The sequence below is a fragment of the Azohydromonas sp. genome (assembly GCF_035325925.1).
Classification (GTDB): Bacteria; Pseudomonadota; Gammaproteobacteria; order Burkholderiales; family Burkholderiaceae_C; genus Calidifontimicrobium.
On sequence record NZ_DAOKZA010000025.1, the window covers coordinates 38679 to 52583 of the forward strand.

The following is a 13905-nucleotide window of genomic DNA, read 5'->3' on the forward strand; positions in this document are numbered from 1 at the left end:
CACCGGGCGCGGCGTCAAATGCAGCGGCGCGGCGCCGTCGCTGCCTGGCGGCGCTCGGGCATCATCCGCGCGGCGCCGCACCGCCATGGCCGGCGCACCGTCCGCGCCCATTCCGACCCCGCCCACGCGATGCCCGGCCCGACGTCTGGAACGCATCCCCTGCCCTGGCTCGCCTACCTCAGCCTGGCGGCGAGCATGGCGCTGGTCGGCAGCTACGTCGGGCTGTCAAAGCTGTTGCTGGCCGCCTTGCCGGTGTTCCTGCTCGCGTGGCTGCGCTTCGGCATCGCCGCGCTGGCGATGGCGCACTGGGTTCGCCGCGCCCCGCACGAGCCGCCGCTGTCGGCGCACGACCGCGCGCTGTTGTTCTGGCAGAGTTTCCTCGGCAACTTCCTGTTCTCGGTGTGCATGCTGTACGGTGTGCTGCACACGTCGGCGGTGGCCGCCGGGGTCGTGATGGCGGCGATCCCGGCAGCCGTGGCGCTGCTGTCGCGCGCCTTCCTGGGCGAGTGCATCGCGCCGCGCGTGGCGGTCGGCATCGGCTGCGCGGCCTCGGGCATCGCGCTGCTCGCGCTGGCGCGCGACGAGCCGGGCGCGAGCGCGCCGGGTGGCCCCTGGTGGGGCTACGCGCTGCTGCTGGCCGCCGTGGTCTGCGAGGCTTCTTACGTGGTGATCGGCAAGCGGCTGAGCGCGCGGGTGTCGCCACGGCGCGTCAGTGCGCTGATCAACCTCTGGGGGCTGGCGCTGGTGACGCCGCTCGGACTGTGGCAGGCGCGCGGGTTCGACTTCGGTGCAGTCTGCGCACCCACCTGGGCCCTGCTGGTCTTCTACGCGCTGGCGGCGAGCATGGTCACCGTGTGGCTGTGGATGCGCGGGCTGCGCGACGTGCCGGCGTCGCACGCCGGCGTGTTCACGGTGATGCTGCCGGTCGGCGCGGCGCTGGTGGGCATCGCCGTGCTCGGCGAACCGTTCGGTGCCGCCCACCTCGCCGCGTTCGCGCTGGCGCTGGCCGGCGTGCTGCTGGCCACCTGGCCGGCACGCGCCGCCGCCATCGCTCAGCGCCGCGCGGTGCGGCCGTAGCCGGTGAAGCGTTCGATCACCGCGGCCATCTGCGCCGCGTCGAGCAGCGCCGGCTCGCCGACGGCGAGTGCCGCGAGGTAGGTCCGGCACAGCGCCTCGACCTCGACCGTGACCGTCATCGCCTGCTCGAGCGAGCGCCCGCCCGCGACCAGCCCGTGATGCGCCAGCAGCGCCGCGTGGCGCCGGGCGAACGCCGCGGCCACCGCCTGCGACAGCGCCTCGCTGCCGAACAGGTGGTACGGCACGCAGGGCACGTCGTCGCCACCGGCGACGGCGACCATGTAGTGGAAGGCCGGCAGCGGCCGGCGCAGGCAGGCCAGCGCCGTGGCGTGCACCGCGTGCACGTGCACGACGGCGTGCAGGTCGGCGCGCGCCGCGTAGACCGCGAGGTGCATCGGCGTTTCCGACGACGGCTGCCAGCGCCCGTCGACGCGGCCGTCGTCGCCGACCCACACCAGGTCGTCGGCGCCAAGCCCCTGCGCCGCGGCGCCGGTGGGCGTGATCCAGCACCCGCCGACGCCGTCGCGCGGTGCGCGCACGCTGACGTTGCCGGTGCTGCCGCGGTTCAGCCCGAGCGCGTCGAGGCGCCGCACGGCGGCGACGACCGCCGCGCGCGGGTCGGCATCGGCCGCGTCCTCAACCATCGTCGGCCGGGCCCGGGGCAGCCCTCGTCAGCGCGGCGATGGCCTCGGCGGTGGCCGGCACTACGCCGCGCTCGGTGATCAGCGCGTCGACCAGCCGCGCCGGCGTGACGTCGAACGCCGGGTTCAGCGCCGAGGTGCCGTCGGGCGCGAGCTGCACCTCGACCACGACGCCGTCGGCGCCGCGCCCGCCGAGGTGGGTGACCTCGCGCGCGTCACGCTGCTCGATCGGGATGTCGCGCAGCCCGTCGCTGACGCGGCGGTCGAGCGTCGACAGCGGCATCGCGACCCAGAACGGCACGCCGTTGTCGCGCGCCGCCAGCGCCTTCAGGTAGGTGCCGATCTTGTTGGCGACGTCGCCGCGCGCGCTGACGCGGTCGCAGCCGACGATCACGGCATCGACCAGACCGCGCTGCATCAGGTGCCCGCCGGCGTTGTCGGCCACCAGCGTGTGCGCGACGCCCTGCTGGCCCAGCTCCCACGCCGTCAGGCTCGCGCCCTGGTTGCGCGGGCGCGTCTCGTCGACCCACAGGTGCAAGTCCAGCCCGGCGGCTTGCGCCAGGTACACCGGCGCCAGCGCGGTGCCCCAGTCGACGGTGGCCAGCCAGCCGGCGTTGCAGTGCGTCAGCAGGTTCAGCCGCCGCCCGGCGTGCTGCCGCTGCAGCGTGCGCAGCAGTGCCAGGCCGTGCGCGCCGAGCGCGCGATTGACGGCGACGTCGGCGTCGGCGATCGCGTCGGCCTCGTCCCACGCCGCGTCCGCCCGCACCGCCGGTGCCAGCGGGCGCAGGCGCGCGGCCTGGCGCTCGAGCGCCCAGCGCAGGTTCACCGCGGTCGGCCGCGTCGCCGCGAGCCGCTGCAGCGCCAGATCGAGCGCCGCGTCGCCGGCGTCGGCATTCATCTGCAGCGCCACGCCGTAGGCCGCGGTCGCGCCGATCAGCGGCGCGCCACGCACAGTCATCTGGCAGATCGCCGCGTCGACCGCGGCCAAGTCTTCGAGCCGCGCGACGACGCATTCGTGCGGCAGGCGCCGCTGGTCGATCACGAACAGGGCGTCGCGGCCGTCGGCCGGCCACAGGCTGCGCCGGTGCGTGCCGTCGACCTTCATGCCAGCGCCGCGGCCGGTTGCAGCATCTCGCGTGCGCGGCGCCACACCACCTCGGGCGGATCGTCGCGCAGGCGGTGGTCGCTCCAGACCTGCCGCCAGCGCCGAGCGCCGGGGCGGCCGTTCATCAAACCGAGCATGTGGCGCGCGACGTGCGGCCACGGCACGCCCTGCGCCGCCTGGCGCGCCATGTACACCACCATGTGCCGCTCGATCGCGTCGCGGTCGGTCGCCGGCGACGCGACGGCGCCGAGGTGGCGCACGTCCCAGTCGGCGAGCCACCAGGGCCGGTGGTAGGCCTCGCGACCGACCATCGCGCCGCCGAAGCGCCGCAGGTGCGCGTCGAGTTGCGCGTCGTCGGTCACACCACCGTTGACGACGAAGCGCAGCGCCGGGAAGTCGGCGGCCAGCCGTCCGACGATCTCGTAGCGCAGCGGCGGGATCTCGCGGTTCTCCTTCGGGCTCAGGCCCTGGAGCCAGGCGTTGCGCGCGTGCACGATGAACACCTCGCAGCCGGCGTCGGCGATCGCGCCGACGAAGTCGCGCACGAAACCGTAGCTCTCGTCGCGGCCGATGCCGATGCGGTGCTTGACGGTCACCGGCAGGTCGGTCGCGTCGCGCATCGCGCGCACCGCGTCGGCCACCAGCGACGGTTCGGCCATCAGGCAGGCGCCGAACGCACCGCGCTGGACGCGCTCGCTCGGGCAGCCGCAGTTCAGGTTGACCTCGTCGTAGCCCCAGCGCTGCGCCAGCCGTGCGCAGGCGGCCAGTTCGTCGGGCTCGCTGCCGCCGAGCTGCAGCGCCACCGGGTGCTCCTCGTCGTTGAACGCCAGGTGACGAGCCGCGTCGCCGCGCAGCAGCGCGCCGGTGGTGACCATCTCGGTGTACAGCCTGGTGTGCCGAGTCAGCAGCCGGTGGAAGTAGCGGCAGTGCCGGTCGGTCCAGTCGAGCATCGGCGCGACGCACAGGCGCCAGCCCGGGGTCGGGCCGACCGGCACGGGGGACCCGCGGGGCGCGTCGCGATCGGGTTCGACGGTCATCTTCGGCCGCGATTGTCGGTCAACGCAGGGCATCGCCCCTCGTGCACGGTGTCGGCGGCCCGACGCTGCTTTGACGCTCGGCAGCTTCTCGAAGATAATTGCGAGTTCGTTGCAGCGGCAAGAGTGACAGCAGCACCTCCGGCCCCGGCCACCCGCGTCACGGGTTCCATCGATGGCCAACCTCCCCGCAAGGGCTGCCCCTCAGGATGTCCACGCGATCTTGCCTGCCCGACGCATGCCCCCATCTGACATGAGTCGGACGACGGCGCCTGCCCCGCACCGCAGCGGTCGGGGCGGCTTCGTCGTGCGCCGTCGTGGCCGGGCCCCCGTCCGGGCCGTCCCCGACCCCAGCACCCGAGGAATTGCATGACCGCGAAGAAACCTGCCCCCGCCGCGAAGAACGCCAAGGCCGCGAGCGTCCCGAAGGCGCCCGCGAAGGTCGACGAGCGCAAGCCCGCCCCGAAGGCGACGGCGAAGGCCGCCGCCAAGGTACCGCCGCCTCCCAGGGCCGCCGCCAAGGTGGCCGGCGCCGACACGAAGGTCGCGCCCAAGGCGAAGGCCGCACCCAAGGCCGACGCGAAGTCGCGCGCCGGGACCGCCGTCGAGCCGCCCAAGCCCGCGCGCGGCAAGGGCAAGTCCGACGAGACGAAGGCAGTCAAGGGCAAGAAGGTCGAGCTGGCCGAGGAGGAGTTCACCGACGTCGACGCCGAGATCGACGCCGACGCCGATGCGGAGGTGCAGGTCGCCGAGGAGTCCGACAAGGCCGAGAAGGCCAAGCCTCTGCGCATGAAGGTCAGCCGCGCCAAGGAGCGCGCGCTGATGCGCGAGTTCGGCCTCGACGAGACGCAGCTGACCGAGGAAGAGGTCGCCAAGCGCCGCCAGGAGCTGAAGACGCTCATCAAGATGGGCAAGACGCGCGGCTTCCTGACGCACCAGGAGATCAGCGACCACCTGCCCGAGAAGCTCGTCGACAACGAGATCCTCGAGGCCATCGTCTCGATGCTTAACGACATGGGCATCGCGGTGTACGAGCAGGCGCCCGACGCGGCGACGCTGCTGATCGCGGGCGGCTCGAGCGCCACCGCGACCGAGGAGGAAGCCGAGGAGGCCGCCGAGGCCGCACTGTCGACGGTCGACAGCGAGTTCGGCCGCACCACCGACCCGGTGCGCATGTACATGCGCGAGATGGGCACCGTCGAGCTGCTCACGCGCGAGGGCGAGATCGAGATCGCCAAGCGCATCGAGGGCGGCCTGCAGGCGATGATGTACGCGATCAGCGCCAGCCCGACCACGATCGCCGAGATCCTGGCGATGGCCGACCGCATCGAGGCCGGCGAGATGCAGATCTCAGACGTCGTCGACGGGTTCGTCAGCGACGACGAGGCCGACGACTACGTCGCCGAGGAGGACTTCGACGAGTTCGACGAGGAGGACGACGACGACGGCAACGGCGGCTCCAAGGCACTGACGAAGAAGCTCGAGGAGCTGAAGAGCCAGGCGCTGGAGAAGTTCGCCGGGCTGCGCCTGCACTTCGACAAGATGCGCAAGGCCTACGAGCGCGAAGGCTACAAGTCGGCGGCGTACAACAAGGCGCAGCACGCGATCAGCGACGACCTGATGACGATCCGCTTCACGGTCAAGACGATCGAGAAGCTGTGCGACATCCTGCGCTCGCAGGTCGACGACGTGCGCCGCTACGAGCGCGAGATCCGCAAGATCGTCGTCGACAAGTGCGGCATGCCGCAGGAGCACTTCATCCGGACGTTCCCGCCGAACGCGCTGAACCCGAAGTGGGCCGAGAAGGAGGCCGCGGCGGGCAAGCCCTACAGCCCCGTCCTCGCGCGCAACCTGCCCGCGGTGCAGGAACTGCAGCAGAAGCTGGTCGACATCCAGGCCAGGGCGGTGGTGCCTCTCGACGACCTGAAGCTGATCAACAAGCGCATGAACGAGGGCGAGAGGGCCTCGCGCGACGCGAAGAAGGAGATGATCGAGGCCAACCTGCGCCTGGTGATCTCGATCGCCAAGAAGTACACCAACCGCGGCCTGCAGTTCCTCGACCTCATCCAGGAAGGCAACATCGGCCTGATGAAGGCGGTGGACAAGTTCGAATACCGCCGCGGCTACAAGTTCTCGACCTACGCCACCTGGTGGATCCGCCAGGCGATCACGCGCTCGATCGCCGACCAGGCGCGCACCATCCGCATCCCGGTGCACATGATCGAGACGATCAACAAGATGAACCGCATCTCGCGCCAGCACCTGCAGGAGTTCGGCTTCGAGCCCGACGCCGCCATCCTGGCCGAGAAGATGGAGATGCCCGAGGACAAGATCCGCAAGATCATGAAGATCGCCAAGGAGCCGATCTCGATGGAGACGCCGATCGGCGACGACGACGACTCGCACCTGGGCGACTTCATCGAGGACACCGCCACGCTGGCGCCGGCCGACGCCGCGCTGCACGCGTCGATGCACGGCGTCGTCAAGGAGGTGCTCGATTCGCTCACGCCACGCGAGGCCAAGGTGCTGCGCATGCGCTTCGGCATCGAGATGAGCACCGACCACACCCTGGAGGAAGTCGGCAAGCAGTTCGACGTCACGCGCGAGCGCATCCGCCAGATCGAGGCCAAGGCGATCCGCAAGCTCAAGCACCCCAGCCGCTCGGACAAGCTGCGCACCTACCTGGACAATCTCTGATCGGCCAGGGAAGCGGCCGTCACCTGCGCTTGTGGTCGCTGCCGGGACAGGGGGCGGCCTGCGCCCCGGTGACGGCCCGCGCGCGCCTTCCGTCCGACGTCTGATTCGGGGGCGCGCAGCGGCAGTCCGCGGCAGGCCCGACACCGGGCGCCGTTAAACTCGGCTCCCGAGATGACGCGCATCCTCGAACGTACCGTGCTGTTTGCCGACCTGCGGGGCAGTACGGCGTTGTTCGAGACGCTGGGCAACGCCGAAGCCACCTCGGTGATCACGCACACCGTCGGCGCGCTCGCGGACAGCGCGCAGGCGCACGGCGGCCACGTCGTCAAGACGCTGGGCGACGGACTGATGGCGGTGTTCGACCGCCCGCAGCATGCGTTCGACGCGTCGGAACAGATGCACGACGCGCTGGCGCGCCTGGTGGTGCGCGGCGGCGAGCGTGGCGCGTCGTCGGGCCTGCGCGGACTGCGCCTGCAGGTGGGGCTGGCCCGTGGCGAAGTCGTCGAGATGGCCGGCGACTGCTACGGCGACGCGGTCAACATCGCGGCACGCCTGCTGCAGCACGCCGGCGACAACGAGACGCTGGCGACTGCAGAGGTGGTGGCCGGCCTCGGCATGGCGCCGCGAACGCGCTTTCGAAGCCTCGACCGCATCCACCTGCGCGGTCGCGCCGAGCCGGTGCCGGTGTTCCTGCTCGACAACACGCACACCGGCGAAGGCACCGTCACGCAGTTCGGCGACCTGCCGCCGGCCGACGAGCCCGAAGGGCTGCGGCTGAGCTGGCTCGACGCGAACCGCGTGTTCAGGGTCGCCCAGCTGCCGGTGGTGCTGGGGCGCAGCCCGCAGGCCAACTTCTGCGTCGATGACTCGCGCGTGTCGCGCTCGCACGCACGCATCGACTGGCATGGCGGCGCGTTCCAGCTCACCGACCTGAGCTTCAACGGCACCTACCTGCGCTTCGGCGACGACGCCGAGGTGCTGGCGCTGCGACGTGGCACCTGTGCGCTGCACGGCAGCGGCTCGATCGGCCTGGGCAGCTCGCCGCAGGACCTCAGCGCCGCCGTCGTGCGCTTCGAGGTGCTGCGGCACGGCATGGCGCGCACGCCGCGGACCGATGCCGCGTCGCCGGCGCGATGACCGCGCCGCCCACGACGGCGACCCGCGCGCCGATGTCGGGCCCGGCGACCACCCTGCACCGCCAGGAAGTCGCACGCCTGCGCCTGCTCGAGGCGATGGCGGTGCTGGACACCGGCCCCGACCCGGCCATCGACGCGCTGGTGCGCAGTGCCGCCACGCTGGCCGGTGCGTCGAGCGCAAGGCTGAACCTCGTGACCGCCCAGCTGCTGTGGCCGATGGCGGTGCACGGCGCGCCGTCGGCCACTTCGCCGCGCGCGGCCAGCCCGTGCGCGCGCGTCGTCGCCTCCGACGCCGCGCTGCTGCTGCGCGGCGCCGGCGCCGGCCCCGCGACGCCGGGCGACACCTACGCCGGGGTGCCGGTGCGCGTCGAGGGGCTGCCGGTGGGCACGCTGAGCGTCGCCGGTCCCGGCGCCACGGACTGGGACGAATCGACACTTGAGCTCCTGGCCGACCTCGCGACCGCCGCCGGCACGCTGCTGCACGCGCGGCTGCGCGAGCGCCGCCGCGTGCAGCAGCAGCAACGCGTGCACGATGCGAGCCAGGCCGGTTGTGACTGGCTGTGGGAGACCGACGCCGACGGGCGGCTGAGCTGGATCTCCGACGACGTCGAGCGCCATCTCGGGCAGCCGCCCGAACGGTGGCTGGGCCGCCCGCTGGCCGAGGTGCACGCGCCGCGCGCCGACGAGTCGCGCGCGAGCTGGCTGGCGTTCGAGTCCGCCTGGCGCGACCAGCGTGCGTTCGACGACGCGGTCGGCGACACGCCGGCCGCGCAGGGCCGGGTCGTCGTGGCCTTCGGGGGTGCGCCGGTGTTCGACGCCGCCGGGCGTTTCGCCGGTTACCGGGGTGCGGCCCGCGTGGTCACCAACGCGCTGGCCGCGCGGCTCGCGGCGCAGCGCGCGGAAGCGCTGCTGCACGCGACCCTCGACGGGCTGCCGGCCGGCGTCGCGGTCAGCGACGCCCTTGGGCGCATCGTGCTCGCCAACGCCGCCTGGTACGAGCAGGTCGCCGGCGCCGAGCTGCCGGCGCCGCTGACCTGGCCGTCGCTGGTGCGCCACCTGGCCTATGCCGGCGACTACCCCGACGCCGTCGGCCGCGAGGAGGCGTTCATCGAGTGGCGGCTCGGACTCGCGGGCGAACACCCGGCGCCGCGCGAGCTGCGCTGGCGCGAGGGCTGGGGCCTGGTCAGCGACCTGCGGCTGCCCGGCGGCCACGTCGTGCACCTGTCGGTCGACCGCACGGCGCAGAAGAACACCGAGCGCGCGCTGGCCGCGCTGCAGCGGCGCCAGTACGACGCCGACGCGCAGCTCAGCGCGGTGCTCGCGGCGGTGCCCGACCTGTGGTTCGTGCTCGACGCCGAGGGCCGCTACAGCCGCGTCAGCTCGCCGCGCCACCCGGCGCTGATGCGCCCGTTCGAGGAACTCGCAGGGCGCCCGTTTGCACACGGGCTGCCGGCGTCGGTCAACGAGGTCGCGCAGCAGGCGATGCAGCGCGCGCGCACGCTCGGGCGGGTGCAGCGCTTCGAGTACGCGCTGACGATGGGCGACGGCGCGACGCGTCACTTCGAGGCGCGCGTCTCGCCGATGCCCGGCGGCGAGTTGCTGTACCTGACGCGCGATCTGACCGAGATGCGCGCGTTGGCACGCGACGTGCTGCTGATGCAGCGCGTGTTCGAGTCGCCGGCGTCGCTGCCGATCCTCATCGCCGACACGCACCACGGCGGCGTCGTGCTCGCCTACGTCAACAACGCGTTCGAGCAGCTCACGGGCTGGAGCCGCGACGAAGCCGTCGGGCGGCCGTTCGACTTCTTCGCCGCTGCCGACGCGCCGGCGCGCGCGCTGCTCGAAGACGCGCTGCGCCGCCGCGGCGACGCGACGCTGGTCGTCGACGGCGTGCGCCGCGACGGCAGCCGCTTCGTCAACGAGCTGTCGATCGTCGCCGCGCGCGACGCCGACGGTCGCACGACGCACCTGATCGGCCTGCTGCACGACCGCAGCGAGCGACGGCAGGCCGAGCAGGCGCGGCAGGAGAAGATCGTCGCGGAGATGGCCAACCGCAGCAAGAGCGAGTTCATGTCGCGCATGAGCCACGAGATGCGCACGCCGCTGAACGCGATCATCGGCTTCGCGCAGCTGCTGCGCCTGCGCTCGGGCACGCGCATCGACCACGTCGACCACATCCTCGACGCCGGACGCCATCTGCTGATGCTGGTCAACGACGTGCTCGACCTGCAGCGCGCCGAGACCGGCGAGCTGGCGCTGCACCCGCAGCCGCTGTCGCTGCGCGCACTCGTCGACGAGTGCATCGCGATGCTGCGCCCGCTGGCCGACGCACGCGCCGTGCACCAGCTGCCCCCGCCGGACGACGCGCCGCGCCCGGCGCTGGCCGACGCGCAGCGCCTGCGCCAGGTGCTGCTCAACATCGGTTCGAACGCGATCAAGTACAACCGCCCGGCCGGCCAGGTGCGCTGGAGCTTCGCCGGCCACGCCGACGGCGCGGTCGACGTGGTCGTCGAGGACACCGGCGCGGGGATGACCGACGACCAGCTCGCGCGCCTGTTCCAGCCGTTCGAGCGGCTCGGGCGCGACACCTCGACGATCGAGGGGACCGGGCTCGGGCTGGTGATCGCGCGCCGTCTCGTCGAGCAGATGGGCGGCACGCTGGGCCTGCACAGCCGCGCCGGCGTCGGCACCCGGGTGACGATCCGCCTGGTCGCCGCGGCGGTCGCCCCGGCGCCGCCGCCGCCGCGCGAGCCCGCGTCGGCGACGCCGATCGTGCTGGACGCATCGCTGCCGCTGCGCCTGCTGTACGTCGAGGACAACCGCATCAACGCCCTGCTGTTCGAAGAGGCCCTGCGGCGCCACGAAGGCTTCGAGCTGCGCGTGGCCGAGGACGGGCGCGAGGCGCTCGAGCTGGTCGAGCATTGGCGCCCCGACGTGCTGGTGCTCGACGCGCACCTGCCCGGCGCCAGCGGCCACGAGGTGCTGCGTGCGCTGCGCGAGCGAGACGATTTGGCCGACGCGCCGGCGTACATGTGCTCCGCCGACGCGATGCCCGAGGACGTGCAGCGCGCGCTCGACGCGGGCTTCCGCGGCTACTGGACCAAGCCGCTGGACATCGACGCGGTGCTCGGCGAGCTGCAAGCGCTGCGCTCGCGGCGCACCGGCGTCGACTGAGCGAACGGCGCCGTGGCGCGATCCGGCGTCGGCGGGTCACGGCGCTGAAGAGGCGATCGTCGACAATGCCGGCGATGAGGTTTCACACCGAACCCGCGTACCGCCACGGCCAGCCTCCGCGCACCGCGGTGCTGATGGTCGCGCTGGGCACACCCGAGGCGCCGACCGCCGCGGCGCTGCGCCGCTACCTGGGCCAGTTCCTCGCCGACCCGCGCGTCGTCGAGATCCCGAACCCCTGGTGGTGGCTGATCCTGCACGGGGTGATCCTGCGCGTGCGTCCGGCCAAGTCGGCGGCCAAGTACGCGACGATCTGGACGCCCGACGGTTCGCCGCTGGCGGTGTGGACCGACAAGCAGGCCAAGCTGCTCGCCGGCTACCTCGGCGAGCGCGGCCACCGCGTGCTGGTACGCCACGCGATGCGCTACGGCGAGCCGTCGCTGCCGAAGGTGCTCGACCAACTGAAGGCCGAGGGCGCGACGCGCGTGCTGGTGCTGCCGATGTACCCGCAGTACGCCGCTGCGACGACCGCCAGCGTCGTCGACGCGGTCGGCGACTGGGCGCGGCGCACGCGCACCCTGCCCGAGCTGCGTTTCGTGCAACGCTTCCACGACGACGCCGGCTACGTCGACGCGCTGGCGCGCCGCGTGCTCGACCACTGGCAGACGCACGGCCGCCCCGACCGGCTGGTGCTGAGCTTCCACGGCGTGCCGTACCGCTCGCTGACGCTCGGCGACCCGTACCACTGCGAGTGCCACAAGACCGCCCGGCTGCTCGGCGAACGCCTGGGGTTGCCGGCGGACCAGCTGGTGGTGACGTTCCAGAGCCGTTTCGGCAAGGCCCGCTGGCTCGAGCCCTACACCGAGCCGACGCTGCGCCAGCTCGCGGCGCAGGGCGTCGGTCGCGTCGACGTGATGTGCCCGGGCTTCGTCGCCGACTGCCTCGAGACGCTCGAGGAGATCGCGCAGGAGGCCAAGGCGGCGTTCCTGTCGGCCGGCGGGCGCGAGTTCAACTACATCGCGTGCCTGAACGACCGGCACGAGTGGATCGCCGCGCTGGCGTCGCTGGCGATCCGGCACCTGCAGGGCTGGGACACGACCTCGCCAACCGATGCCGCCGCGCTGCAGGCGCAGCGCGAGCGCGCGCTGGCGCTCGGCGCGGCCGATTGAGTGCCCCGGGCCGTCACCGATTCGCCGACAATCCCGCCCCGATGAACGAAGCTCCCGGCTCCGGTGCGGCGCGCGTGCGCCTCGACAAGTGGTTGTGGGCGGCACGGCTGTACAAGACGCGCAGTCTGGCCGCCGACGAGATCGACAAGGGGCGCGTCAGCGTCAACGGGACGGTCGCCAAACCGGCGCGCGAGTTGCGCGTCGGCGACCGCATCGAACTTCGGCAGGGCGCGCTGCGCCGCGAGCTGTACGTGCGCGGGCTCAGCCACGTGCGCGGACCGGCAGCGGTGGCGCAGGCGCTTTACGAGGAGACGGCGGCCAGCGTGCAGGCGCGACAGCACGCCGCCGAGCAGCGCCGCCAGGGCGTCGAGCCGGCGCTGGCGATCGTGCACGGCCGCCCGACGAAGCAGCAGCGGCGCGAGCTGACGCGTGCCAGTGCGACGTGGCAGCGCTGGAGCGTGTCGATCGACGACCAGTGACGCCGAGCCGCCCGTGCGCCTGCCGCCGCCGTGGCAGGGCTTGAATTCCCTGCCGCGGTCCCCACTTCGACGCTGAACCACCCTGTTCCCGACCTGCCCGACCCGATTGCCGATGAACTCGAACAACGATCCGACCCCCGCCGACGTCGCACCGACCGCCACGACCGACACCGAGACGTCGACCGAGGCCCGGCTGGCCGAACTCGAGGCCAAGCACGCGGAGATGGCCGACGCCTACCTGCGCGCCAAGGCCGAAGCCGAGAACACGCGCCGCCGCGCCGAGGAGGAGATCGCCAAGGCGCGCAGGTACGCGCTCGAGGGGTTTGCCGACAGCCTGCTGCCGGTGCGCGACAGCCTGGAGGCGGCCATCGCGACCCCCGGCACGAGCACCGAGCAGGTGCTCGAGGGCGTGCACGCGGTGCTGCGCCAGCTGACCCAGGTGCTCGAGCGCAACAAGGTCGTCGAGGTGAACCCGCCGGCGGGCACCCGGTTCGACCCGCACCAGCACCAGGCGATCAGCGTCGTGCCCGCCGAGCAGGAGCCGAACACGGTGGTCGCGGTGCTGCAGAAGGGCTACCTTCTCGCCGATCGCGTGCTGCGCCCGGCGCTGGTCACCGTGGCCGCCGCCCGGTCGTGACGCGCCGCGCCGGGGCTTGAAAGCCGCGCGCCGAGCCGCAACTCGACAACAACCCGAACCCGCATCCAGGAGTCACAACCATGGGAAAGATCATCGGCATCGACCTCGGCACGACCAACTCGTGCGTGTCGATCATGGAAGGCAACTCGACCAAGGTGATCGAGAACAGCGAGGGCGCGCGCACCACGCCGTCGATCGTCGCCTACCAGGAGGACGGTGAGATCCTGGTCGGCGCCAGCGCGAAGCGCCAGGCGGTGACCAACCCGAAGAACACGCTGTACGCGGTCAAGCGCCTGATCGGGCGCAAGTTCACCGAGAAGGAGGTGCAGAAGGACATCGACCTGATGCCCTTCAAGATCGTCGCCGCCGACAACGGCGACGCCTGGGTCGAGGTGCGCGGCAAGAAGCTCGCACCGCCCCAGGTCAGCGCCGAGGTGCTGCGCAAGATGAAGAAGACCGCCGAGGACTACCTCGGCGAGGAAGTCACCGAGGCCGTGATCACGGTGCCGGCGTACTTCAACGACAGCCAGCGCCAGGCCACCAAGGACGCCGGGCGCATCGCCGGGCTGGACGTCAAGCGCATCATCAACGAGCCCACCGCGGCCGCGCTGGCCTTCGGCCTGGACAAGCACGGCAAGGGCGACCGCAAGATCGCGGTCTACGACCTGGGCGGCGGCACCTTCGACATCTCGATCATCGAGATCGCCGACGTCGACGGCGAGAAGCAGTTCGAGGTGCTGTCGACCAACGGCGACACCT

11 protein-coding genes are annotated in these 13905 nt (G+C 72.5%); 8 read left to right on the plus strand and 3 right to left on the minus strand.

Annotation, left to right across the window (positions count from 1 at the left end; translation table 11 throughout):
- Nucleotides 1-129: 129 nt before the first annotated feature.
- A complete protein-coding gene (locus tag PKC53_RS11065; RefSeq protein ID WP_324428537.1) occupies nucleotides 130-1077 on the plus strand; it encodes a DMT family transporter in 948 nt (315 codons plus the stop codon).
- Here PKC53_RS11065 and PKC53_RS11070 read toward each other — a convergent pair.
- The 3 genes from PKC53_RS11070 to dusA are packed head-to-tail and all read right to left on the minus strand — an operon-like array spanning nucleotide 1053 to nucleotide 3818.
- Nucleotides 1053-1721, minus strand: a complete 669-nt coding sequence (locus PKC53_RS11070) for a class II aldolase/adducin family protein (RefSeq protein WP_324428538.1) — start codon at nucleotides 1719-1721, stop codon at nucleotides 1053-1055. The two genes, PKC53_RS11065 and PKC53_RS11070, sit on opposite strands and share 25 nt — an antisense overlap.
- Nucleotides 1714-2823 carry an S-methyl-5-thioribose-1-phosphate isomerase gene (mtnA, locus tag PKC53_RS11075; protein WP_324428539.1) on the minus strand — a complete coding sequence of 370 codons (1110 nt, stop codon included), beginning with the start codon at nucleotides 2821-2823 and terminating at the stop codon, nucleotides 1714-1716. The genes PKC53_RS11070 and mtnA overlap by 8 nt, the downstream gene beginning before the upstream one ends.
- Nucleotides 2820-3818, minus strand: a complete 999-nt coding sequence (dusA, locus tag PKC53_RS11080; RefSeq protein WP_324428540.1) for a tRNA dihydrouridine(20/20a) synthase DusA — start codon at nucleotides 3816-3818, stop codon at nucleotides 2820-2822. The genes mtnA and dusA overlap by 4 nt, the downstream gene beginning before the upstream one ends.
- Before the next feature lie 408 nt (nucleotides 3819-4226).
- Here dusA and rpoD point away from each other — a divergent pair, with 408 nt between their 5' ends.
- The 7 genes from rpoD to PKC53_RS11115 form a co-directional block, all read left to right on the plus strand.
- Entirely contained in the window at nucleotides 4227-6554 is a 2328-nt protein-coding gene (gene rpoD / locus PKC53_RS11085) for an RNA polymerase sigma factor RpoD (RefSeq protein ID WP_324428541.1), read from the plus strand.
- 171 nt (nucleotides 6555-6725) lie between these two features.
- Complete coding sequence (locus PKC53_RS11090; RefSeq protein ID WP_324428542.1) at nucleotides 6726-7691, plus strand: adenylate/guanylate cyclase domain-containing protein; 966 nt, start codon at nucleotides 6726-6728, stop codon at nucleotides 7689-7691.
- A complete protein-coding gene (locus tag PKC53_RS11095) occupies nucleotides 7688-10864 on the plus strand; it encodes a PAS domain-containing protein (RefSeq protein ID WP_324428543.1) in 3177 nt (1058 codons plus the stop codon). The genes PKC53_RS11090 and PKC53_RS11095 overlap by 4 nt, the downstream gene beginning before the upstream one ends.
- 74 nt (nucleotides 10865-10938) lie before the next feature.
- Complete coding sequence (gene hemH / locus PKC53_RS11100; protein WP_324428544.1) at nucleotides 10939-12030, plus strand: ferrochelatase; 1092 nt, start codon at nucleotides 10939-10941, stop codon at nucleotides 12028-12030.
- A 41-nt stretch (nucleotides 12031-12071) separates the two neighbouring features.
- Nucleotides 12072-12509 carry an RNA-binding S4 domain-containing protein gene (locus PKC53_RS11105; protein ID WP_324428545.1) on the plus strand — a complete coding sequence of 146 codons (438 nt, stop codon included), beginning with the start codon at nucleotides 12072-12074 and terminating at the stop codon, nucleotides 12507-12509.
- A 112-nt stretch (nucleotides 12510-12621) separates the two neighbouring features.
- On the plus strand, nucleotides 12622-13146 hold the full coding sequence (gene grpE, locus PKC53_RS11110) for a nucleotide exchange factor GrpE (RefSeq protein WP_324428546.1): 525 nt from the start codon (nucleotides 12622-12624) through the stop codon (nucleotides 13144-13146).
- A gap of 80 nt (nucleotides 13147-13226) precedes the next feature.
- Nucleotides 13227-13905 (plus strand): Hsp70 family protein (locus PKC53_RS11115; protein WP_324428547.1); only part of this gene is annotated, 679 nt, incomplete at its 3' end.

Excerpts from the sequence above, each read along its gene's own strand:
- PKC53_RS11065 (WP_324428537.1), top strand. The coding sequence starts at position 130 with ATGCCCGGCCCGACGTCTGGAACGCATCCCCTGCCCTGGCTCGCCTAC.
- PKC53_RS11070 (WP_324428538.1), bottom strand. The coding sequence starts at position 1,721 with ATGGTTGAGGACGCGGCCGATGCCGACCCGCGCGCGGCGGTCGTCGCC.
- mtnA (WP_324428539.1), bottom strand. The coding sequence starts at position 2,823 with ATGAAGGTCGACGGCACGCACCGGCGCAGCCTGTGGCCGGCCGACGGC.
- rpoD (WP_324428541.1), top strand. The coding sequence starts at position 4,227 with ATGACCGCGAAGAAACCTGCCCCCGCCGCGAAGAACGCCAAGGCCGCG.
- PKC53_RS11090 (WP_324428542.1), top strand. The coding sequence starts at position 6,726 with ATGACGCGCATCCTCGAACGTACCGTGCTGTTTGCCGACCTGCGGGGC.
- PKC53_RS11095 (WP_324428543.1), top strand. The coding sequence starts at position 7,688 with ATGACCGCGCCGCCCACGACGGCGACCCGCGCGCCGATGTCGGGCCCG.
- hemH (WP_324428544.1), top strand. The coding sequence starts at position 10,939 with ATGAGGTTTCACACCGAACCCGCGTACCGCCACGGCCAGCCTCCGCGC.
- PKC53_RS11105 (WP_324428545.1), top strand. The coding sequence starts at position 12,072 with ATGAACGAAGCTCCCGGCTCCGGTGCGGCGCGCGTGCGCCTCGACAAG.
- grpE (WP_324428546.1), top strand. The coding sequence starts at position 12,622 with ATGAACTCGAACAACGATCCGACCCCCGCCGACGTCGCACCGACCGCC.